The following is a 22,113-nucleotide window of genomic DNA, read 5'->3' as shown; positions in this document are numbered from 1 at the left end:
ATGCAACACCCCCACTCCCCGTACGACTTCGGTTACTCGCTGGGTGCCTCCCAGCGCCCGAAGGGCGTGGATCTGTTCTCCCGCGCCGACAAGGCGTGCCGGGTCATCGGTCCCATGGGCTCGGGCAAGACCCTGCGATTCTTCGCCCCGACCATCCGCCGGTGGCCAGGGCCCGTCCTCGCCACCTCCACGAAGCCCGACCTGGTCGAACTGACCCTCGACGCCCGGCGAATCGGCGACCGGCCCGTCCTGGCCTTCGACCCGCAGGACATCGCGCCCTCCGTGCCGAGATTCCGGTGGACACCGATCACCGGCGCCGCCGAAACCGAGACCGCGATGATGCGGGCAAAGGCGTTCATCGCCGGCTCGCGCACCCCCGGGGCAGCTGCCCAGAGCAGCGAGGGCGCCGCCTTCTACAAGGGGCAGGCGGCCAAGATCCTCGCGGCGTACTTCCACGCCGCCGCCCTCGACGGGGCCAGCCTGGAATGGGTGTTGAAGTGGGCGCGGAAGCTCACCGACCCCGCGCCGATCGGCATCCTGAATGCCCATCCCGGAGCTGGCCCCGGCTGGGCGGACATGCTGCGAACCGCCACCACCGGCGACAGCCGCACCGTCGGAAATACGGCGAGCACTCTGGACGCGGCCCTCGAACCCCTCATGCACGAGTCGGTCGTGCAGGCCCTGCTGGGGGATGGCGAGGCCCCTACGGACTTCACCGAACTCCTCGACGCGGGCGGCACCGTCTACCTGCTCGGCAAAGACTCCGAGGTCAACAGCGTTGCCCCGCTGACCACCGCGATCACGGAAGACCTGCTCGACATCGCCGAGGCGCACGCCATCGCCTCTGCTGCGGGCCGACTCGACCCGGCACTCCTTGCCGGGTTGGACGAGGCGCCGAACATCGCCCCCATCCCCAGCTTGAGGCAGCGCGTCGCCGACGGCCGTGGACGCGGAATCACCGTGATCATCGGTCTCCAGGGTTGGGCATCGGCCATCGCCCGGTTCGGCGAAGACACCGCGAACGAGCTGGCCTCGTTCACCAACAACGTCGTGGTGTTCGGCGGGACGAAGGACCCCGGCTTCCTCAGGGACCTGTCCGACCTGTGCGGGCAGGTCGAACGCGAGCGCACCACCAAGACGACCAGCGGCGGCGACCGCGGGAGCCACTCGACGGCCACCCACATGGCGCTGGAGCCGGTCCTGCGGGGCGACGAGATCAGGTCGTTGCCGGAAGGCCATGCGCTCGTGCTCGCCGACAACCTGCCGCCGGTGATCACCCGTCTCGACGGGATGTGGACCTGGGAGTCCTGGCCGGAGATCGAAGCCCACGTCCGCCAGCTCCGCGAGGCGAACGAGTTGGAGCGCCGTCGGCGGTCCGCTACGAAGAAGAAGCAGGCCGCGGCCCACGCCGCCGCCTGGGCCGCGAAGGGAGCCGCCGCGTGACGAATCCACTCGCGCGATTCAAGCCCTTCCCCGAGCCACCCGCGCTGATCCTGGAGTACATCGCGGAGCGGAGCGCCGAGGAGTCGGTGGTCGACGGCCCCCCGCCGTGGGATCTCGGCGCCCTGTCGGCAGAGCTGATCGAGCCGATGCCGGCCTGGCTGGACGCGGTGTGCCGCTGGCTGAACGAGGCATACGCCTGGCAGCCGCAGGACGTGATCCCGCCCTGCTGGAAGAAGCATGAGGGGCTGGGATACGAGATCGCCGCCCTGGCCTTCGCCCGGGACGACGCCTACGCGGACGCGGGTTCCACGATCGTCTGGCATGAGCAGTACGACCGGTTCCTCAGCCGCATGAACAAGGCCCTCGGCAAAGCCGGCGACGAGTGCCGCCTTGGACGCCACGACGACCGGCCCGCACGTTTCCAGCTCGCTGCCTGGACCGACGAGAACACCGGAGCCTCCACATGGTGACCTCGGCCTCCCATGTCGTCCTCGACATCGACCCGCAGCGCGGCCTGCTCGCCAGAAGCGGCTGGGAGCAGGTGGAGGCCCGCGCGGTACTCCGCGATCTGGGGTGGGAGTGGCAGGAGGAGCTGCACGCCCTGGTCCCGCCCACCGACACCCCGGACGTCGACGCCGGAGTTCAGGCCGTGGAACAGCTCCACCTGCACGGGTACCGGACGGGGTTCGCAGTGGGCCGGTTCGGCGCAGTCCGGCTGACCCTGGATCGCGCAGAACAGGTGCTCACGACCGTCACCACGCAGGGGGCCGTCGAACCGCACAACGACTTCGCGCCCGTCTCGGAACCGGCAAGACGCCCGTACGCGGCGTACGGCGAATCCGCGCATACTGAAGCAATCAGGCTGGAAACCCCGAGCGCACCGCCGGTTTAGGTGCACGTCAGCCCGGCGGGCAGCAATCACACGAGTGCTGCCCGCTGGGCCTGTTGCTCCACGAAATCCTCGGGTGGGAGCGGGCCACTGCCATCTACACTTCAGACTCGGCCACCCGATTCAGGAGCCGTGTTGCCCGGCGAAGAAGCCTAGGGCGACGGTGCCGGCCCCGAGGTAGCTGACCAGCTCTCGGGGAGAGTTCAACTTCGCCCCTGGCCTGCCCCACATCGGTGATGGGCTCCGCGCGTTCATCGCCGAGAAGGACCGACGTCCAGACCCGCTCCCGGAGCTCGGTGATACACGGGCCGCAGGCGAACATGGGAACTTGCACTTCCCCGACGGCCGCTGGACCGATCCACAGGACACGGGTCCACTGCTGGCCGCAGTACAGCCAGCAGAAGCCCTCGGCCCACGGGCCGCCAGCGTCGCCCTGGGCGTACGCGATGATTCCAGGGACTACGAGCACGTCTAGGTCGAGCACTGGGTGTTCTCCAGTCGGCGACCACGCGGGGTGGTCGGGTTGTCGGGCACGGCTGCCGGATGCGCCTGCGGCCGTCAGGTTGGCCGCAGGCGGATGTAGGTCAAGCCGGGCGCCCGGTCGAGGTCCAGGGTGAAGCTCTCCACCTCGACCGTGTCGCGCGGCAGCGTGAGGGTGTAACCGTTGCCCGTCCAGGTGATCGGACCGGCCGAGTCAAGGTGGTCCGGGCTACCGCGGCGCCACAGGTGGAGCATGCTGCCGGTGCGGGTGAGCCGCAGGATTCCCGGAACCTGGTCGCAGGTGAAGCGGCCAATCTCGCGGTGAGGCTGGCCTTCGCTGGCTTCGCGGCCTTCTTCGGCGTCCTCGGTCGGGCGGCGCGCGGACTCGGCGGCGGCCAAAGGCGCCAGTTCTTCCAGGCCGCGTCCGGGGTGCTCGTCCAGTCGGCGGAGCACGGCGGCTACGGCGTGGCCTGCGGCCAGATCCGTGGTGTTGGCCAGGCAGACGACCCGCTGTCCGTCGCGGGTGAGGTGGGTGGCCGCGGAGAAGCCGTGTTCGTGGCCGTAGTGAAAGACGGCGGTGCGTCCCGGGCGGAGGTCGGCGTACAGACCGGGTCCGTACAGGTGCGGCTGGTGGTCTGCGGCCTGGTAGTCGACTTCTCCCCCGTACGGCAGGGAGCTTTTGCCCTGCTGCCACTGCTCGTGGAGATAGCCAAGCCAGCGGTTGAGGTCGCCAGCGGTAGTGAACAGGGTGCCGGGGCCGGGGAGCGCGACGGGGGGCTGTGTGTGTCGCCAGCGGTCGCCGGCGGGCCGGTAGGCGGCTGCGGCGTCGGGGACGATGTCGCGAGGGTCGGCCTGGTACCGGGTGGCGTTCATGCCGAGCGGGTCGAAGATCCGGCGGCGGGCGAGGTCGGGCAGCGCGATGCCGTGGACGGTTTCGAGGAGTTCGGCGAGCAGGAGGTAGTTCGTGTTGCTGTACAGGAACTGGCCTTCCGGTACAGCACGTTCGCGCTGGCGGTAGGCGAGGGTCCGCAGGTCATCGGCGGTGTAGTGGTCGAGGTCGCGCATCCCTGCGAGGGAGAGCAGTGATTCGGCGTCGCGCAGGCCGGACGTGTGGGTGATCAGCTCGGCGATCGTGACGTCTGTGAGCTGGAGACGCAGGAGCAGGTCAGCGGCCGGCTGATGGAGGTGGATCAGGCTTTCGCGGGCCGCGAGCAGGACCAGGTGGGCGGTGATCTGCTTGGCGACGGAGCCAGCGTTGAAGGCGGTGGCGGGGCCGATCGGGACGTGGTGTTCGACGTTGGCCAGGCCGGTGTGCCAGAGGACGGGGTTCTCGCCGGGGCGGTGGACCAGCAGGGTCAGGCCCGGGGCGTCCGGGCGGTCGGTGCTCACAGGGTGAGCGCCTGCTGGTGGACGGTTGCCAGCCGTTCGCGGAGGTCCTCGTCGCTGACGAGTTCGAGGGCGCGCGGGTGGTCGGCGGCGGTGGCGGCGAGCTGGGCGCGCTGCTGGTCGAGGTAGGCGGCCAGAAAGCGCCGCACGTCGCCTTCGGCGTGCTCCAGGGCGCGGGCGGTGTAGATCATGGTGAGGGGGAAGGCCCAGCAGGCGTGCAGGAAGCCGAAGGCGGGCCGCATGCTCTGCTTCCACGGGGAGTGGAACTCGCCCTGGTCGCCGATCTTGCTGCCGGTGGCGGTGAGGGCGTCGTTGAGCCAGTTGTGTCCGGCTTCGTGGATGAGGTCACGGCCCAGGACGGCCGGGTCGGCGACGTGGTCGAGGAAGACGCTGCCGGGCAGGCGGGTGATGGTCCAGCTGTCCAGGGTCTGGCCGAGCTGCTTGGTCCGCAGCAGGACCACCACAACGGCGTGGGCGGCGAGCAGTTCGCCGAAGCCGGTGGCCTCGGCGGTCGCGAACGCGTCGGCCGCCAGGGTGCGCAGGGGGCCCGGCGCGGGTTCGGTGCCGGGGCCAAGCACGTAGTAGGGGGTCTCGGAGATCGGGGAGCGGGGCAGGTCGGTGAGGTCGGGGGTGACGATGACGCGCGGGCCGAGGACGGTCGAGGTGGAGTTGGTGGCGGCGCCGGTGTGGGGGTTGGCGGTGTACCAGTCGAAGGTGTCCCGCTCGTGGGAGCGGGCGGCGTTCTCGGCGCCTTCAAGGGCGTGGTGGGCCAGGCTGTAGTCGGCGGCGATGCCGAGGCCCGAGGGCTGGGGCCGGGCGTCGGGGTTGAGGATCGTGTGGATCTTGCGGGTGCGGTCCTGGTGAAGGCGGCTGATCGGCGGGAAGCCGAAGAGGGCGTCGTGTTCCACGTACGGGCTCCTGTTCGGGTGCTGGAGTGGGCCGGGGCCGGGCCCGCCGCGGTCGGGTCCGGCCCCGGGTTGTTCACCGTCGGCGTTCAGTGCGCCGGGTGGTCAAGGGTGTTCAGGCGGCGTCGCCCTCGGCGGCCGGCCAGCCCTCGGCGGAGACGCTGGAGGTGTGGGCGGTGGTGCGGACGTCCTCGTCCTCGCCGCGCAGTTCCTCGACGGCGTCGAGGAACTCGGTGATGCGGTCCATGTCGTGATCCCTCTGGTTGTCGGGGTGGTGCTGCTGGATGCCCGTCGCGTCGGTGCTCGGACAGCGGGCGGTGATCTCGCCCTTGGCACGGTGGCCTCCCCGGGTTCAGTGCCGGACGGTGCGGGCAGCGGTGCGGAGGGCGGCGGCGAGGTCGCTCATGGCGGGGCGGTCACCGGGCTGGTCGGCGAGTGCGGCGACGACCAGCGTTCGCAGGACGGCGGGGATGAGGGCGAGGTTGGCGTGGCCGCCGAGGCGGGGGATGTCCGCGCACAGGTAGCGGTAGATCAGGACGGCGAGGCTGAACACGTCGGCGGCAGCAGTGGCCTGGTGGTAGCCGGTGATGTACTCCGGCGGCCAATGGACTTCGGGGCTGCGGTGCTCAGGGCCGCGCTTGGCGGACAGTCGGCGGGCGGCGCCGAGGTCGGTGATCAGTCCCCGGCCCTGGTGGATGAGGATGTTCTCCTGGTAGACGTCCCGGTGGACGATGCCGCGCTGGTGCAGGCCGGTAAGACCCTCGGCAACGTCGGCGAGGATGTCCAGGCCCTCACCGGTGTCCTTGTAGGAGGTCATGAAGGTGCGGAAGCTCCCGCCGTCGCACAGCGGCATGGTGTACCAGTCGAACCGCTCGCCGCTTCCCTGGTCGAGGAGGGGCACGACGTGGTCGGCACCGGCGGCGGCGCTGGTGAGGTCGGCCTCGTGGCGGAAGTCCTCCCGGGTCAGCGCGCGTTCGGCGTCGGACAGCTGCGCGTACCAGTAGAAGCCGTACGCGGCGGGCCGCTGCTCGGCGGGGAGTTCGGCCAGGACGTGGTTGCTGCCGAATCCGGCCTTCACCACGACGGGCTGCCGACCGGGGAGGCGGGCGGCGGCCAGGGTGCTGGCGCGGGTGAACGCGAGCAGGTCGAGCACCTGCCAGCCGTCCGCGCGGAGCTGGTCCAAGACCGCGGCGGCGGGGTGGAGGGGGTTGAGGTTCATCGGCTCGCTTCCGTGGTCGAGGTCGAGGGAGTGGAGTCGAGGTGGGTGAGGCAGGCGACGGCCAGCTGGTCGAGGTCGGCCTTGGTGGCGCAGGGCCGCTGCCAGACCTCCAGGCCGGTGCAGCGGCTCCAGACAGTGGCCGCTTGCCGGTAGAGGTCGGCGAGGCGTGCGGTGGTGTCGGGGTGGTCGGTGAAGCGAGGGGCGGTCTCCCGGCCGGCGAGTCGGGCCTGGCACAAGTCGGCCTCGGTGGTCAGCAGGACGGTCAGCTGCGGCCGGGCGCGGTGCTGCTGTGCGAGGCGCTCGACGTACTCGGCGACCGGGCGCCGCTGGACCAGAGCGAGCAGGCAGGCGGTGGAGAGGCTGAGCCGGTCGGCGATCACCGGGCCGCGCACGAGGGCGGGGGCAAGGTTGAAGCGGGCGTGGAGTGCGAGGTCCCGGCAGGCCGCTTCGGTGGCTTCCTCGGGGATGTCGGCGCTCTGTCCGGCCCGCAGCCGCACGAGGGTGCGGGTGGCTGTGAGGGAGAGCCAGGAGAATTGGCCGGTGTGGTCGAGGTGGATGCCTCGGGTTCGGGCGTCGGAGAGGAGTCGGTCTCGCAGGGTGCTCTTTCCGGCGCCGGGTAAGCCTTCCAGGGCTATGAGCAAGGGTGTCAGCTCCCCGGTTCGTCGGCGGCGAGCCAGCTGATGAATTTCGCGCACCGCCCGGCGGTGACCGGCAGGGTGCCGTGGGCGAGCTGGGAGCCGTACAGCAGAGCGGTGCCCGGGGCGGGCGCCACGGACCAGCGGGTGCGGGGCATCTGCTGGAACCAGGCCGCGGAGTTGTCCGCGCCGTCGTGGGCCAGCCACATGCCCTCCGCGTAGCCGTTGGCCGCCGCGTCGGGGGCCTGCCGGTACCAGAGGCGGTCATCGGAGGCGGTCTCGACGTAGAAGTCACCACCGGCGTCGGGCTGGGTGATGACGACGCTGATCCCGGCGATCTGGCGGGGCCAGGCGAGCGGGTCGGGGGCGATGCCGTCGAGGTGGCTGGTGATGTGCTGACCCGGGCCGTACTCGACGTACGTCCACGGGCGGCACACGGTGATGGAGGGCATGACCCGGTCCAGGGCCGGGCGGGCGCGGTCGAACGCGGCCTGGAGGATCTTCTCGGCGGCGTCCGGGATGCCGGGGATCTCGACGCGGCCGGCGGGTTCGTAGACGGCCATCGCCTGTTCGTGGCTGTGGCCGGGGATCTCGTGGATGGAGGTACGGCGCTCGTCCCCGAAGCGTGCGCCGTCGTCGGCGACGATGCCGTGCATCAGGGCGGCGAGGCGGAGCCGCTCGGCCGGGTCGAGGAAGCTTTCTATGCTGCCGACGCCGACGGTCTCGGCTATGTGGATCACGGGATGGGCCTCCTTGCTTCGAGGACGCGACGGACGTCGTCCAGGTCGGTGCAGTGGTTGAGCCAGCTCACGACCGGGCTGCCGCCAGCGGACAGGGGGTCGCGCCACAGGGCGAGGAGTTCGCCGGTCAGCGGCAGCTCGTCCGGGCCGGGCAGCAGCCAGGCACCGGCCGTCTCGGCCGGGGCCTGGGCGGGGCAAGGCGCACGGTGCTGCCGGACGAAGATCCGGGTCATCCGAGTGGCGGCAGCGTCCCGGCACGCGGCGCGGGTCCGTTCGTGCGGCCCCGGCCGGCGGTAGGCGCGGTGCTCGGTGACCAGCCACGCTTCGGCGACGGCGGCGGCCGAGTAGGCGACGCGGCACGTCGCACAACAACCCGGGCTGTGTGACGGGCACCGACCGGCGGGTTCGCCAAGTTCGGAGGCGACCTCATCGAGGACCGCCCACGCGCTGTCGGCCAGCAGTGCGCCCACCTCCGGCCGCACGCCTGTCGGCGGGGAGCGGTGGTTGCAGCACGGCGGACCGGCGGCGGCAGCGGACGGCGCGAAGGCGGATTCGATGAACAGGGCGTGGAAGTAGACAATGCGTCCCAGGAGTTGGTGGACGGCCACCTGCCATTCGGGCCTCATGCGGTCACCGCCGGGTACACCTCGGCGGCATGGTCAGGCAGCGGGCAGGAGCACGCGGTGCCCATCGGGTCCTCGGCCGTCAGCGTGTCGGTGAGCGCCCGGGCGGCGGCGTCCAGGTGCGCGAAGTAGGTGTCCCAGCCCTGCCTGTCGGGGCGGAGGCTGAGGTCGAGGACCGGAACGGTACTGCGCGAGGTCTCGCAGGTCAGCTCGGAGCGGGTGACGCGCACCTCGATGCCTTCGGGCAGCGCGGTGGCGGTGGCCGCGCGGCACAGGGCCGCTGCGGTGCGGGCATACTCGGCGCGGTCACGGGGCAGCAGGCCGACCCGCAGTTCGGCGGGTTCCAGGTCGAGACCGTCGTAGCGGTGGCCCTGGCAGCTGTCATACGTGATCAGGCCCCAGCGGGCGGTGAGGACCTCGGCCAGCGGCCAGACTCGGGGCTCGATCGCCTCGCGCCACTTCGGGTGGGCGGGGTCGAGGTCGTCGGCCTCGTGGACGCCGGGCAGGCCGACGGTGTTGATGTTGCCGTGCACGCTGGCGTGCAGCCTCACCTCCGCGCGGGTCGCGGCGGGGTCGTCCCAGCGGGCGGTGAAGGCGTTCACGTCGCGCATGCTGTTCGGCGTGCGGGGGTGCCAGCGCAGTGTCCGGCACCAGCTGCCCTCGGGGTTCGCGGGCTGGGCGAGAAGGGCGGCGGTGCCGTCGACCATGCGCATCCGGTGGTCGCAGTAGGCGTCTCCGGCCGCGGCCGGGTCCTGGCGCCACCGGGTGGCGACGCAGCCTCCGCCGCAGGTGTCGCGGTAGTCGCAGGTCGTGCACTTGGCCATCAGCGCCTTGCCCTGGTCCAGCAGCAGCGATCCCTGCTGGAGGGCGACCAGTTCGTGCTCGTCGGTGACTTCGTCCAGGCTGGTCAGGCGGGCCTGGGGCCACGGCAGCTCGTCGCAGCTGCCGAACCGGTTGTCCGGGTAGAGGGTGAAGACGTGGTCGCACTTGAGGTCGGAGAAGTGGCAGAAGCCGGTGCCCAGGCCGCGCAGCCGCCGGATCGTGGAGACGGCCGGCTCCAGCTTGAGGCGGGTGAAGTACCCGGAGCTGATCCAGTGCGCGGTGGCGGCCAGCACGAACTCCGCGTACTCGTCCGGGTGGATCGCCCAGGTCGGTGCGCCGTCGCTCTTGAGTGCGGCCTGCTGGAGCAGGCGGCTTGCCGGGATGCGCCGGGCCCGCACCGTCGTGGGGCGGCGGATGGCGCTGTCGAAGCACGGCACGAAGCTGACCGCGTTGACCGCTTCGAACCCGGCGAGGTGGTCGAGGACCGGCGCCGCCCGGCCCAGAACCGCCGGGGTCACCGCGGCGATGACGCCGACCTTGCGGCCCCGCCGTCCCAGCAGCTCCAGGGCCGCCGCGACGCGCGGGTAGACGGCCTCGCCGTCATACCCGACGCGCCAGGTGTTGCCCTGGGCGTCGCCGTCGAGGGAGATGCCGATCTGTAACTGCGGGTAGAGCGCGTCGAACAGGTCGAGCCACTGCCCGTCGAGCTGGACACCGTTGGTCTGCATCGACACCCGTACGACCTGCGGGAGGGCGGCGAGTTCGCGCAGGATCTCGGCGATGACCTCGCGGCCGGCGGTGAGCGGCTCCCCGCCGTGGAGTTCGACGGTGAGCGGGCGGTTGCGGAAGAGGCGGGCCAGCTGTCCGATCTGGTCGGCGCCGATCCGGGCTCCGCCGGGCGCGGCCTTGCGCTTCTCGTAGCAGTAGAGGCAGTCGATGTCGCAGGTCTCCCCGCGCAGCTTCACGATCACCGACACCGCTGTACGGGTGTCCTCGGGCTCCAGGCTCCGGTAGAGCCGGTCGATCGGGTGGTGCTGTTCGGTGGTGCGGTACATCGGCTGCCTCCCATGCTGCCGTGGCCGGGTGGTTAGTCGGACAGGCGTCCCAGCAGGGCGCCCTGGCCGGACTGGAGGATGTGCGCGGCCTCCAGCGGAATCCAGAAGCACTCGAAGTGGGTGGGCTCGCCTTGGCCGTCGTGGTCCTCCTGGCTCATCCACCGCTCCGGGGTGGACTCGGTGAGCTCCAGGTGGAAGACGTGCCGGTGCTGGATCTCGAACCGGTACGGGCTGATGTCGTACTCGGTCTCGCCGAGCTTCCGCACGATCTTGAAATCGGCCAGGCCGGTCTCCTCCCGGGCTTCCCGCAGCGCGGCGTCCTCCGGGGTCTCCCCCGGGCGGATGCTGCCGGCCGGAACCTGGATGCCGACCTCCTCGTAGCCGTAGTCGGTGTGCCGGAACACCAGCAGCCGCCCATCGCGCACGACGTAGACCAGCACCTTCTCCTTGGTGACCTTCTGGGGCATCTCAACAACCTCCACGTTCGGGAATGATCAGCTGGAATGCCCCGGGCCTGCGGCGCTCCAGCGACTCGTCCGGCCTCCGGACGGGAGGCGGGCAACCCACGAGTCTAGTTCTGCTGATACAGCGCCAACTGCCAGTCAGCCAGAGGCAATAGACCATTCAGTCAGGCGTTCGACGCGAGCCCCGGCCACGCTCCGATACCCGTGTACGACCGCAGTCGGAGCGGAGGTCGAACCAGACCTCCTTACCCTGCGGGAGGACCTGGGTCCCCACCTCGTTCACGAGGTGAGCGAGCAGATACAGCCCCCGCCCGCCGATGGCCTCCCGTGTCGGCTTGCCGGCCACCGGCAGCCGACCGTGGAAGTCGGTGACTCCGACGCGGATACCGTCTGCGGTCTCACTCACCAGCAGTTCACCCCCACCACCGGCGTGACGGAGGACGTTGGTCAACAGCTCGGTGACTCCCAGCTCGGCCAAGTCGCTGAACTCGCTCTTGCGCCACATCCGCAGCTGGGCGCGCACGATCTCGCGCACGCACCCCATCGACTCGGGCCGGACCACGGGTATGACCAGTCGGAACTCACCGAAATGATCGACAGTCCCGACGGGCATGGACCCTCCCAGATGGCTGCGGACACACCTCTGACCGTTGCGCTCCGTGCCGAAAGGGGCACTCTGCGCTTGGTGGAGCTTCGATGATGACCCGACCGTGGCAGAAGGGCAAGATGCCCAATGAGGAAAACCTTTCCTTTTGGCGATCTGTCATATGCACGTGCAGGCACGGGTACTACGCTTTCCCAGGGGCAACAGCCGTGCCGGAGCGAGGAGGTGTCATGCCCGTACAGCCGACCCCGCGCCGGAGGCGCCTGGGAACAGAGATCCGCCGGGCCCGCGAAGCACTGGGCTGGAGCCTGGACGAGGCTGCCCAACGACTCGGGTACAGGGCGCTGTCGACCGTGAGCAAGATCGAGAACGGGACGCAGGGGGTCAAGCTCCAAGCCCTCGCGCACTTCTTCGAGGTTCTACAAATCCAGAACGAGGCCCAGCGCGAGCAGTGGCGCGAGCTGGTCCGCCGGGCAGGCGAGCCTGACTGGCACCAGCGCTACGAAGGAGTCGTTGACGACCCGCTCAGCGACTACCTGACCGAGATCGAAGAGGCCCTCGAACTGTTCCACTGGAACTCCGGCTCGCTGCACGGCCTGCTCCAGACCTCGGACCACGAGCGGGCCGTCATCGAGGGCAGCCGGGCCTGGACCACAGCCGAGGACATCGAACGCTTCATCGCCATGCGCGCTGAGCACCGACTGGCCATGGCCAACCGTCACCCGCCGCTGAAGATATGGTCCGTGATCCCCGAAGGACTCCTCCGGCAAGAAATCGGCGGACGGGCCGTGGCCAGGGCCCAGGTCGAGCACCTGATCGACCTGCTGAAAAGCGATCCGAACGTCACCATCCAGGTACTGCCACTGAGTGCCGGCGCGCACGCGGGTATGGACGGACCGTTCATGCTGATGTCGTTCGCCACCGGCGGTGACACCGTCACGATCGAGGCGACCCGCGCACGTCTCCACCTCACCGACCACGAGTCGGTGGAGGTCTACCGCACCACCAGCAACCACCTGAAGTCGGACGCCTTCGGCCAGAAGGAATCCCTGTCCCTGCTCAAGACGATCGCCAAGGACCTCGCAGCATGAACACGACCGACCTCGACGCCGCCCGGCTCGCAGACCAGCTCGCCGGAGCCGAGTGGCAGACAGCCAGCAGCGGCGGCACCAACTGCGTGGAGGTCACTTTCCTGGATAGCGGAATGGTCGCGTTCCGCGACTCGCTCAACCCTGAGCAGCAGCCGCTACTCATCACCGACAGGGGGTTCCAGACGTTCACCGTCGGCATTCTCGGCGGCCTGCTCCAGGGACCGAAGCCGCTCGACGCGGACGCGATCACGGCGACCGCCAAGAACTACCTCCCTCCCGATTGGCTGGCTGGGCAACTCACCGAGGCTAGATGGCACTTCCCAGGGCCAGAGAGCATCGGCGTGACGTTTCTTCCTCGTGGTGTCACCGTGTTCCGCGGGCCGGACAGCACTCAGGAGCAGCACGTCCTGGTCTTCGCTGACTCGGAGATCAGCGACTTCTATGAGGGCATCAGAAGCGGCAAGTTCTACCGCAGGCAGGACCTGACACACAGCTCTCCGGCCCCTCTGGCGCTCGTTCACTGAGCGGCGTCCCGGGGCACCGGAGGGTTCCATTTCGTGATCATTCAGCCGCGTCGCTCCACACGAGGCCGTTCCCGAGGAACATCTGCCAGCGGGGTGACCGCGCGGGCACCGTCCAGAAACGAAGCAGTGAAGGGGAGACCAGTGAGTCAGTGGCAAGACTTCACGACGGGCGAGCGGATCAAGATGCTCAGGGGAAAGGAGACCCAGAGCGACTTGGCTGAACGGTCCGGGCTGTCGAAGCACACGATCCAAAAGGCCGAGCAGGACAAGAACGTCTCGTTGCCGACGCTGCTTCGTCTCGCGGAGGCCCTGCACTCCGATGTGTCGGTGATCCTGGGACAGCAGGCGCCACGGCGCGGGATGGGGCGCGACGATCGCTCCATGCTCCGGGAGCTTTCGCGGACAGTCCACGACACGGCGGCGGGCGTGCTGGCAGATCCCGCTGAGGGGGCGGCCCCCGGTCAGGCGGATCTCGCCGAGGCCGCTGACCGGATGTGGCGGGTCTACTGGCGCGGGGCGTACGCCGAGGCCGGCTCGCTGGTTGCCCCGTTCCTGCGCTCGGTGGCGCTGTTCGCTCAAGCGGTGCCGACCGGTCAAGAGGCGGTCGCCAACGGCTTATTGTCGGACGCCTACCGAGCGGCGGGCTTGATCTCCAACTTCCTCGGCGCGAGGGATCTGGCCTATGCCTCGGTCGGCCACGCTCTCCGGTACGCGGAGCTGGCGGCCGACCCGGTAAGGATGTCGATGTTGGGGTCCGCACGGGCGCGGGTGCTCCTGCGGGACGCACGAGTCGAGCAGGCGTTGCGGGAGGCCGAGGCTGCGGCGGCCCGCGCTGAGCCGAGGTTCTCCGAGCAGGGCACCGGGCTGCTGGCCGCATACGGAAAGAACATCATCTTCGCGGCCGTCGCGGCGTCCCGGCTCGGCGACGGCGACCGCTCCGCAGACCTGCTTTCACAGGCACACGCGGTGGCTGCGCGGCTCGGGCGGGACGTCTTCGGGAACGGGATGCAGTTCGGGCCGTCCTACGCGGGGGCCCAAGCCGTGGGTATCAACGTCACCCTCGGCAACACCGGCAAGGCGATCGACCTCTCCCGGCGCTTCGATCCGTCGGGGCTGACTCAGGCCGCGCATAGCAGGATGCAGCTGGACATCGCGCTCGCGCAGGCCGATGCCCGCCAGTGGGAGACGTCTCTGGATACGCTGCTGGAGGTCTGTTCGGCGCACCCTGAGTGGGCCAAACATCAGGCCATCCCCGGGGTGATCATCCAGCGGGCCGGTCGAGCCGGGAACGCCCGGATTCGGAAGCTGTCTGAGATCCTGGGGACCTCGCCGACCATCCGGTGAGTCGCTGGTCCGAATCCTCAGCCTGGGAGAGCCCGTTGTCCTACCGCGGCCTGATACTCGACTTCGCGGGAGTGATGACCACTCCAATCGGGCAGTCCTCGCGGGCGTGGTGTGCCAGCGAGGGCCTGCCGGCCGACACCTGGCGGCGCACGTTGGAAGACGATCCCGCAGGCCGAGCGCTGTACGTGGAGTTGGAGCTGGGCCGCATGGAGCAGGTCGAGTGGAACCGTCGGACTGCGGCGCTCATGGGCGTCTCCGGCGACAACCTGATGGGACGGGCCCACGGCGAGGTGCGCGCTGAGGCGGAGATGGTGGAGCTGACGCAGCGTGCCCGCTCCGCCGGGATCGTCGTCGCCCTGCTGTCCAACTCGTACGGCGTCGCCCCGTACAACCCGTACGAGAAGACGGGAATCTGGGACCTGTTCGACGTACGGGTCATCAGCGGAGTCGAGGGCGTGGCTAAGCCTGCCCCCGAGATCTACCGGCGGACACTGGAGAGGATGGGGCTGGCCGGCTCCGAGTGCGTGTTCGTGGACGACCACCGGCCGAACCTGGCGCCCGCCGAGGCGCTGGGCATCACGGCCGTGTTCGCCGACGGGCCCGGAACCGCATCTCGGGTTGCCAGGCTGCTGGACCTAGACCCGGTGGAGCCGAGCACGGCAGTGTCCCGCTGACGTTGCCAGGCGGCTGGAACGCGTGAACTCGTACGGCCCATACGACTTCGCCCTCAGGCGATATTCCGAAGTCGTACGGGCCGCAGGTTCACTCAGGGCGACGCTGCTGTGACAGTGGTGTCATGCCCTCGGACGTACCTCGATCGCCGGGCCGTGTCCCGGTCGCGATCTACCTTGCCTCACCGGGTGGAGACCCGGACGCCATGCTGGAGACCCGCTGCCGGCAGTTTGCAGAGTCCCGCGAGTGGGTGGTGTCCGCGGTCTTCACCGACACGGGGCAGGCGCCCTCGTTGGAGGACCGGGTGGGCTGGCTGGCCGTGCGAGAAGCCCTCACGAAGGGCACAGCGCGGGGAGTAGTCACGTGGACTCGTTCGATGGTGGCCGACAGCACCGAGGCGTGGGAGCGCCTGGCGGCGGGCGTCGGTGCGCTGGGCTGGTTCCTCACGGCCGGAGCGCTCGACACCCCCGGTCAGTCCCTTTACGGACGGTCCGTGACTGAGCAGCTGCCCACGGGGCGCCGCCCGGGGGCGCGGCGTGCATCCGGCGCAGGCGTCACGCGATCGAAGTCTGGGAGCGACCCGGGCCTGTGAAGGCCGCCCCAGCGTCCAGCCGTTCCTTCCTCCACTCCGCCATCTGGCCAAGGAGCAAATCGTGCAGCCACATCCGCAGCCGCCCTTCCTCCGCGATCTGGTGACCGGAACCACCGGTGCCGTCGCGGCCATCCATGTCAGTCCCGAGGGCCTCGTTGCGGGTACCTCGCCCGGGGTCGCTCGTGACGAAGCGGACAAGTGGGCGGCCCTGATGGCGGCACTGGGTTCCGTGAGCGGCAGGAGCCTCGACATCGCCGGTGACCTCACCTCCGGTGGATACCCGTGGGGGCACAGCGTGGTGGAGGACCGGCACGGCCAGACGCTCATCCTGGTGGGTGCCCCCGATCACTCGATGCTCGCCGTGGTCGGTGCGAAGGACGCGGACCTTGGCGCGATCGTGGGTCGGATGATCGAGATCGCGGATCAGGGCCTCCCCGCGTCGGTGGCGGCGTGACTGTCGAGCCGTGCTGGCACAAGCCGCCGTGCCCGCCGGCCGCTGCCCCTGACCGGGACGCTGCGGTGCCGATCGCACACCATCCCGAGCAGGGCTGGAGCCTGCTGTGCAACCAGGTGCTGATCTTCGACGACACCGGCGAACTGCTGCCGGACGGAACCGTTATCGCGCCGAGCCGGCCGCTGGTGACTTCGGCAGGAAGCGCCGTATGACCTGCTCCGGGGTCGTGGCATCGGACCGTCTGTCGCGCCCCATATAGGCGACCGCCCGGCGGTCCGGATGTTACGGGCCGAGCCGTCGGGCGGTTAATCACCCCGGCGCGGGCGGTCGCCTCGTCCCTGACTCGCGAGTCTTCGCACTCCGTGCCGGTCCACCAACCCACTCGACCATGCCCGGCGCAAACTCGCCGAAGAGGAGAACCTGCATGAACGACGTCCCCACCACGGATCAGCAGCTGCGCGACACCATGGTCCAGAGACTCATTGAGGTCGGGGCCGCCCGCGGCCCGCGTGTCGTCGCCGCGTTCCGTGCCGTTCCCCGGCACCTGGCTACCCCGGAAGTGGACGCGGCCAAGACGTACGAGGTGGAGACCGCCACCATCACCAAGACCGACGAGAACGGCGTGGACATCAGCTCGGTGTCGGCGCCCCGGATTCAAGCCATGCAGATCGAGCAGGCCGACATTCAGCCGGGAATGACGGTGCTGGAGATCGGGTCCGGTGGTCCGAACGCCGCCTACCTCGCGGAGATGACCGGCCCCACCGGCCGAGTCGTCACCATGGACATCGACGCCGATGTCACCGCTCGGGCGGAGCGGTTCATCACCAGCACCGGCTACAAGAACATCATCGTCCTCACCGGAGACGGCGAACACGGCGCACCCGAGCACGGTCCCTTCGACCGCATCGTGGTCACCGTGCAGTCCGCGGACATCGCGCCCGCCTGGACCGCGCAGCTCAAGGACGGCGGCCGGCTCGTGGTACCGCTGCGGATGCGCAGCATGACGCGCACGGTCGCGTTCGTCCGCGACGGCAACCAGCTCGTCAGCGACGGGTTCGAGCAGTGCGGCTTCGTCCCGATCCGCGGCGTGGGCGAGAACCGGATGCGTCTCGCCGTCCTCCACGACGAGGAAGGCGCCGAGGTCGCTCTCCGACTCGACGGGCACCCCGAGCCCGACACCGAAGCGCTGCGTTCCGCGCTGCGCTCTCCGCGGGTGGAGGCGTGGTCCGGCGTCACCGTCGGCGGCGAGGAGTCGATGGAACACCTCGACCTCTGGCTGACGACCGCCCTCGACAACCTGCCCCTCATGGCGGCCAAGATCGGGGCCAGGCAGCGCGGTGTCGTGGCCGTCGCCTCCCCCGTCGGAACGCCGACGCTCGTGGACGGCGACAGCTTCGCCTACCGCCGCTCGCGTCCCACCGACCAGGAGGACCGCTACGAGCTCGGCGCCATCGGTCACGGGCCGAACGGCGAGAAGGTCGCTGAGCGCCTGGTCGAGGAGATCCAGGCGTGGAACGACGGCCATCGCGACGACCGCGCGCACATCGAGGTCTTCCCGGCGGGCACGCCCGACGACCAGCTTCCCGCGGGCCGGGTCATCGACCGGCTGCACACGCGGGTCACCATCTCCTGGCCCTGACCTTCCGTCGTCGCCAGGTGGCTCCACCAGCACGTGCGCACAGTCCACTGATCCCTCCCCACCGAGGAGACGAACCATGGCACAGCAGAACACCTCGGCCCTGCCGCAGACCGCGACGCCGTTCACGGCGGACTCCGGGTCCGACTTCGATCTGAACATCGAGACGATCTCGGCCCTGCCCGTGGCCAGCTCGCTGCTGAACGACACCGGCGACGGCTGCGGGGCCACCTGCCAGTCCGCGTGCTCGAACAGCACCTGCATCGGCTGATCCAGTCCCCACAAGGCGTGGGCGGACCGCCTGTCGGTCCGCCCACGCCGGGCACCACACCCGCGAAGGAGGAACGGCCATGTACCGAGTCGTTGACGCGAGCATGATTAGAGCATCGGCGTTTCCGCTGTCGGCTTCGCTGGCGCCGTGCCCGGCCGCCGTCTCTGATCCCGTCGTGGATGCGGAGAACTGCCGCCGGTGGATCGAGCTGGTCTGGAGCGACAAGCCCCGTGCCAGCGCCATCGAGCTCGCCGCGCCGGTGCTCGCCGCCACCATCCGCCGGGCCCTTCGCGGCGACGTACGGCCCTCGCGCATGCGCCGAGCCTCCCTCTCGCTCAACCGATACCTCCTGCGGATGCAGTACCGAGCGACCCCGTTCGGAACCTTTGCCGGCCCAGCCCCCCTGCGCTTCGGCGAGTCCAGCGCCGTGCGCTGGGGAACGGAGCACACCACCTTCGCTAGGGCCGATGCGACGTGGCTCCACTCCGTGATCACCTCCCTGGAACAGGACCTGGACGTGCTGCGGCACCTGCACGTTGTCAGCGACCCGACGTACACCGCTCGCGGCCGGCACATCGCGGTTGCCCATCAGCCCGGTGAGAAGGGGCCGACCGAGACCACCCTTCGCCGCACCCGGGCCTCGGATCTGGCGCTCTCGTTGGCGCAGTCGCCCACCCCCTTCGGTGACATCGTGGCGACGCTCCAAGCCGACTACCCCGACACCTCCGTGTACGTGATCGAGGACATGGTGCGCAGCCTGGTCGCCCACCGGGTCCTCCTCACGAACCTTCACGCCCCGATGACCGTTGACGACGCCCTTGGCCACCTGGTGGCCCAGTTGGACGCGGCCCAGCGCGCCGGGGCCTCGGGCCCCGTGATCCAGGTGAAAGCGGAGGAACTGCGCGGCATCCACCGCATGCTCCACCAGCACGACCGTGCACACCCTGATGAGCAGCCCGGCCTCCGAGAAGTGGCGGTGGCGGCGATGAACCGTCTCACCCGCGTAGGGAACGGGAACCTCGCGGTGAACCTGCGACCGGACTGCGACATCGTCCTCCCGCACCAGGTCGCCGAGCAGGCGGCCCGGGCACTGGACATCGCCGCCCGCATCACGCCCTATCCGAACGGGTCCCCGGCCTGGCGTGACTACCTCACGCGGTTTCTGGAGCGGTACAGCATGGGCACGGTCGTCCCGGTGCGAGAACTCACCGATCCCGACACCGGCCTCGGCTTCCCCGTGAGCTACCGCGGCACCGTCCTGCCCCGGCCCGTCCTGGCGACGACGCCCCGCGACGAGCATCTCCTGGCCATGGCCCAGCACGCTGCTCTGACCTCTCGCCGGGAGATCGTCCTCACTGACGAGGACATCGAGGCGCTTTCAGTCGGAACGCCGACTCAGGTCCCCGCACACGCCGAGTTCGTCTTCACCGTGCTGGCGGAGTCCCGGCAGGCGCTGGACGAAGGCCGCTTCACGCTCTCCACCGTCGGGCTCTCCCTCGCGGCTGGCATCACGACCGGGCGGTTCCTGCCCACGCTCGAACGAGCGGACCTCGATCGGGTGGCCGCCGTGTACGCCGCTCTGCCCACGCTGACCGAAGGTGCCGTCCGGGGGCAGGTCTCCGGCCCGCCGCTCAAGGTCCCGGTCAACAACGTGAGCCGCTCGCCCGTCATCGCGTCCGAGCTGGTGGCGGTGGGTGAGCACAACCCCGGTGCCACCCTGGACCTCGATGACCTCGGCGTCGTCGCGGACTCCAACCGCTTCTACCTCCTGTCGATGTCCACCGGGCGCGTCATCGAGCCGACGGTGATGAACGCCGTCGAGCTGTCGAGCGGCACCCACCCGATGATCCGGTTCGTCTGCGAGCTGGCCCGCTCTCACACCGCCGTCCTGATCCCGTTCTTCTGGGGCGCGGCCAGCCGACTGCCCTTCCTGCCTGAGATCCGCGTAGGCCGCACCATCCTCTCCGAGGCCCAGTGGCGCCTGCGGCTGAGGGACCTGGGCGACGGGGACGACTGGATGGAGCGCTTCTTCAACTGGCGTTGTGCCTACGGTGTACCGCGCACGGTGTTCGTCGGTGTCACCGACCAGCGATTGCGCCTCGACCTTGACGAGCCGGTCCATCAGGAGATCCTTCGGGCCGAACTCCGACGACAGGACTCGGCCGTCCTGCGCGAAGCTCCAGAAGAACGGGCCTACGGCTGGATCGGACGCGCTCACGAGGTCGCCGTGACGCTCGCCTCCGATCAGAAGCCCACTCCCACACCTGCGGTCCGCTCCTCCACCAACAATGCCCCGGTCCGCATGCCTGGGACCTCGCGCTGGGCTTACATGAAGCTCTACGGGAGCACGGCTCGCCTGCCCGAAGTGCTGACGGCACATTTGCCCCGCCTCCTGAACGAGGGGTGGGACATGCCTCCTGCGACCTGGTTCATCCGCTACGCCGACCCTGACGCGCACCTCCGCCTCCGGTTGCGCCTGCCGGAACCCGGAGCGTTCGGCACTGCGGCGGAATCCGTCGCCAGCTGGGCGGCCGACCTCCGGCGAGAGGGTCTGATCCAGCGGATGCAGTGGGACACCGACCACCCCGAGACCGGCCGCTACGGCACCGGCCTGGCGCTGGAGGGGGCGGAGGACTACTTCGTCGCGGACTCGACAGCAGCCATCAGTCAGCTGGCGCTGAGGGTGCCGGCCGCAGTCCGGCCCGCCGTCACCGCCGCGTCCTTCGTCAACATCGCCTCCACCTTCCTCGGCTCCCGCGAGGCCGGCTGCACCTGGCTGCTCCAGCACCTTCTGCGCAGCGACGGCGCAGCCGTCCCGCACGACCTGCAAGCCCTCGCGCTACGCCTTTCGGACCCGGCCGGACAAAACGGCCTGGCCGCCCTGGACGGCGGGGAGGCGGTGATCGCCGCCTGGGATGCACGCGGCGAAGCCCTGGACCGCTACCGCCGGACGCTGGCAGGCAGCAGCCCGGAGAGCGTGCTGCCCTCCCTCCTCCACATGCACCACAACCGGGTCGCCGGAATCGACAGCGCCGCAGAGGCGACCTGTCGCCGGATGGCCAGAGCCATAGCCATAGCCCTGGCCAGTGCCCAGCGCCCGGAAGGAGCTGTGGCATGACGACCACGACGACGGCCGCAGCCGACACCTTTCCCCGCCAGTCGCTCGCCCACGGCTCACTCGGAACCGCCATGCTCCAGATCGAACGGGCCCGGCGGGGCACCGGAGAGTGGCGAGACGTCCACCGCACCCTCGCCGGGATCGGCCCCCTGGCCGACGGCCCGGAGGCGAACCTGTTCCTCGGTGCCCCCGCGATGGCCTTCGTCCTGCACCTCGCCGCCGACGGCACCGACCGGTACGCGGGCGCCCTGCATACCCTCGACGGAATCGTGGCCGAGCACACCCGCCAGCGGCTGTCCGCCGCACACGCCCGGATCGACGCCGGCCGACGCCCCTCGTTCGCGGAGTACGACCTTTTCCGCGGTCTGACCGGCATCGGGGCCCTGCTGCTGCGGCGACAACCCCACGGCCCTGAGATGAAGGGCGTCCTGGAGTATCTGATCCGCCTGAGCGAGCCCCTCGCGGACGCGACGAACGGGCCCCTCCCTGGCTGGTGGGTCGGCCACGCCCCTGCCAGCGACAAGACCGCCACGCCGGGCGGCCACGCCAACGCCGGGCTGGCACATGGCATCACGGGACCGCTCGCGCTCCTCTCCCTGGCGCTTCGCGCTGGTGTCACCGTGGACGGACACGAAGCGGCCATCCAACGCATCTGCCGGTGGCTCGACCAAGTCCGCCAGACCGATGCTCACGGACTTCGCTGGCCCCGGTGGATCAGCCACCGTGGCGCCGCTCCTGGGCATGCAGCAGCCCCGGGCTGGTGCTACGGCACCCCCGGAATTGCTCGTGCACAACAGCTCGCGGCCATTGTGCTTGAGGATGCAGACCGTAAACGGATGGCCGAGCGCGCCCTGCTGTACTGCCTCGCCGACCCTCACCAGAGCGGCCTTATCGCCGACCGTGGGCTCTGCCACGGCTTCGGTGGTGTCCTACGGGTGGTCCATCGCGTTGCGGAAGACGCCGATACCCCGGCCGACTACAGCCACCGGTTCAACTTCCTCATCGGACGGTTCACGCTCGCTCCGGCCCCCGATGAGAACGGTCTCCTGGTCGGCAAGGCGGGAGCCGCCCTCGCCTTCCAGGACGCAGAAGTCGGCGCCACCCCCCTGGGGCAGTGGGACGCCTGCCTCCTGCTGACGTGAGGAG

The 22,113-nt window shown here is 70.0% G+C and carries 23 protein-coding genes; 13 read left to right on the top strand and 10 right to left on the bottom strand.

The window, feature by feature from the left end:
• Genes ACFVS6_RS16630 through ACFVS6_RS16620 form a run of 3 tightly spaced genes read left to right on the top strand, consistent with a single transcriptional unit; the run spans position 1 to position 2,335 of the window.
• Positions 1–1,443 (top strand): type IV secretory system conjugative DNA transfer family protein, encoded by a 1,443-nt coding sequence (locus ACFVS6_RS16630; protein WP_389704445.1) that lies wholly within the window; start codon positions 1–3, stop codon positions 1,441–1,443.
• Positions 1,440–1,913: a hypothetical protein gene (locus tag ACFVS6_RS16625; protein ID WP_389704443.1), complete on the top strand. Its 474-nt coding sequence runs from the start codon at positions 1,440–1,442 to the stop codon at positions 1,911–1,913. Before ACFVS6_RS16630 ends, ACFVS6_RS16625 begins: the two co-directional genes overlap by 4 nt.
• Positions 1,907–2,335 (top strand): hypothetical protein, encoded by a 429-nt coding sequence (locus ACFVS6_RS16620; protein ID WP_389704441.1) that lies wholly within the window; start codon positions 1,907–1,909, stop codon positions 2,333–2,335. Before ACFVS6_RS16625 ends, ACFVS6_RS16620 begins: the two co-directional genes overlap by 7 nt.
• A gap of 555 nt (positions 2,336–2,890) precedes the next feature.
• Here ACFVS6_RS16620 and ACFVS6_RS16615 read toward each other — a convergent pair.
• The 10 genes from ACFVS6_RS16615 to ACFVS6_RS16570 form a co-directional block, all read right to left on the bottom strand.
• The gene (locus ACFVS6_RS16615) at positions 2,891–4,201 is read right to left on the bottom strand and encodes a serine hydrolase domain-containing protein (RefSeq protein ID WP_389704439.1); all 1,311 of its coding nucleotides are present in this window, start codon (positions 4,199–4,201) and stop codon (positions 2,891–2,893) included.
• Entirely contained in the window at positions 4,198–5,106 is a 909-nt protein-coding gene (locus ACFVS6_RS16610; protein ID WP_389704437.1) for an aKG-HExxH-type peptide beta-hydroxylase, read from the bottom strand. Before ACFVS6_RS16610 ends, ACFVS6_RS16615 begins: the two co-directional genes overlap by 4 nt.
• Before the next feature lie 112 nt (positions 5,107–5,218).
• Complete coding sequence (locus ACFVS6_RS16605; RefSeq protein WP_389704435.1) at positions 5,219–5,350, bottom strand: hypothetical protein; 132 nt, start codon at positions 5,348–5,350, stop codon at positions 5,219–5,221.
• A 105-nt stretch (positions 5,351–5,455) separates the two neighbouring features.
• Entirely contained in the window at positions 5,456–6,322 is an 867-nt protein-coding gene (locus ACFVS6_RS16600; RefSeq protein ID WP_389704433.1) for a protein kinase, read from the bottom strand.
• Positions 6,319–6,963, bottom strand: coding sequence for a hypothetical protein (locus tag ACFVS6_RS16595; RefSeq protein ID WP_389704431.1), 645 nt, complete (start codon positions 6,961–6,963; stop codon positions 6,319–6,321). Before ACFVS6_RS16595 ends, ACFVS6_RS16600 begins: the two co-directional genes overlap by 4 nt.
• Before the next feature lie 5 nt (positions 6,964–6,968).
• Positions 6,969–7,697: a hypothetical protein gene (locus tag ACFVS6_RS16590; RefSeq protein ID WP_389704429.1), complete on the bottom strand. Its 729-nt coding sequence runs from the start codon at positions 7,695–7,697 to the stop codon at positions 6,969–6,971.
• Positions 7,694–8,323, bottom strand: a complete 630-nt coding sequence (locus ACFVS6_RS16585) for a hypothetical protein (protein WP_389704428.1) — start codon at positions 8,321–8,323, stop codon at positions 7,694–7,696. The genes ACFVS6_RS16590 and ACFVS6_RS16585 overlap by 4 nt, the downstream gene beginning before the upstream one ends.
• Complete coding sequence (locus ACFVS6_RS16580) at positions 8,320–10,197, bottom strand: radical SAM protein (RefSeq protein ID WP_389704426.1); 1,878 nt, start codon at positions 10,195–10,197, stop codon at positions 8,320–8,322. The genes ACFVS6_RS16585 and ACFVS6_RS16580 overlap by 4 nt, the downstream gene beginning before the upstream one ends.
• Positions 10,198–10,229: 32 nt before the next feature.
• Complete coding sequence (locus tag ACFVS6_RS16575; protein WP_389704424.1) at positions 10,230–10,664, bottom strand: NUDIX domain-containing protein; 435 nt, start codon at positions 10,662–10,664, stop codon at positions 10,230–10,232.
• Positions 10,665–10,821: 157 nt separating this feature from the next.
• Positions 10,822–11,274 carry an ATP-binding protein gene (locus ACFVS6_RS16570; protein WP_389704422.1) on the bottom strand — a complete coding sequence of 151 codons (453 nt, stop codon included), beginning with the start codon at positions 11,272–11,274 and terminating at the stop codon, positions 10,822–10,824.
• 221 nt (positions 11,275–11,495) lie between these two features.
• Between ACFVS6_RS16570 and ACFVS6_RS16565 the strand changes: the two genes are divergently transcribed.
• The 10 genes from ACFVS6_RS16565 (at position 11,496) to ACFVS6_RS16520 (ending at position 22,109) form a co-directional block, all read left to right on the top strand.
• Positions 11,496–12,356 (top strand): Scr1 family TA system antitoxin-like transcriptional regulator, encoded by an 861-nt coding sequence (locus ACFVS6_RS16565; RefSeq protein ID WP_389704420.1) that lies wholly within the window; start codon positions 11,496–11,498, stop codon positions 12,354–12,356.
• Positions 12,353–12,880, top strand: coding sequence for a DUF397 domain-containing protein (locus ACFVS6_RS16560; RefSeq protein ID WP_389704418.1), 528 nt, complete (start codon positions 12,353–12,355; stop codon positions 12,878–12,880). Before ACFVS6_RS16565 ends, ACFVS6_RS16560 begins: the two co-directional genes overlap by 4 nt.
• Before the next feature lie 141 nt (positions 12,881–13,021).
• Complete coding sequence (locus tag ACFVS6_RS16555) at positions 13,022–14,224, top strand: helix-turn-helix transcriptional regulator (RefSeq protein WP_389704416.1); 1,203 nt, start codon at positions 13,022–13,024, stop codon at positions 14,222–14,224.
• Positions 14,221–14,898: an HAD-IA family hydrolase gene (locus tag ACFVS6_RS16550; protein WP_389704414.1), complete on the top strand. Its 678-nt coding sequence runs from the start codon at positions 14,221–14,223 to the stop codon at positions 14,896–14,898. Before ACFVS6_RS16555 ends, ACFVS6_RS16550 begins: the two co-directional genes overlap by 4 nt.
• Positions 14,899–15,549: 651 nt before the next feature.
• Positions 15,550–15,942 carry a roadblock/LC7 domain-containing protein gene (locus ACFVS6_RS16545; RefSeq protein WP_389704413.1) on the top strand — a complete coding sequence of 131 codons (393 nt, stop codon included), beginning with the start codon at positions 15,550–15,552 and terminating at the stop codon, positions 15,940–15,942.
• A complete protein-coding gene (locus ACFVS6_RS16540) occupies positions 15,939–16,154 on the top strand; it encodes a DUF5999 family protein (RefSeq protein WP_389704411.1) in 216 nt (71 codons plus the stop codon). Before ACFVS6_RS16545 ends, ACFVS6_RS16540 begins: the two co-directional genes overlap by 4 nt.
• 212 nt (positions 16,155–16,366) lie before the next feature.
• A complete protein-coding gene (gene fxlM, locus ACFVS6_RS16535) occupies positions 16,367–17,581 on the top strand; it encodes a methyltransferase, FxLD system (RefSeq protein WP_389704410.1) in 1,215 nt (404 codons plus the stop codon).
• 76 nt (positions 17,582–17,657) lie between these two features.
• Positions 17,658–17,849: an FxLD family lanthipeptide gene (locus ACFVS6_RS16530; RefSeq protein WP_389704408.1), complete on the top strand. Its 192-nt coding sequence runs from the start codon at positions 17,658–17,660 to the stop codon at positions 17,847–17,849.
• Positions 17,850–18,024: 175 nt separating this feature from the next.
• Positions 18,025–20,967 carry a lantibiotic dehydratase gene (locus ACFVS6_RS16525; protein WP_389704407.1) on the top strand — a complete coding sequence of 981 codons (2,943 nt, stop codon included), beginning with the start codon at positions 18,025–18,027 and terminating at the stop codon, positions 20,965–20,967.
• Positions 20,964–22,109, top strand: a complete 1,146-nt coding sequence (locus ACFVS6_RS16520; protein WP_389704405.1) for a lanthionine synthetase C family protein — start codon at positions 20,964–20,966, stop codon at positions 22,107–22,109. The genes ACFVS6_RS16525 and ACFVS6_RS16520 overlap by 4 nt, the downstream gene beginning before the upstream one ends.
• The last annotated feature ends 4 nt before the right edge of the window (positions 22,110–22,113 follow it).

This window comes from Streptomyces sp. NPDC057939 (assembly GCF_042887545.1).
GTDB lineage: Bacteria > Actinomycetota > Actinomycetes > Streptomycetales > Streptomycetaceae > Streptomyces.
This window is presented reverse-complemented; position numbering and strand designations above follow the sequence as displayed.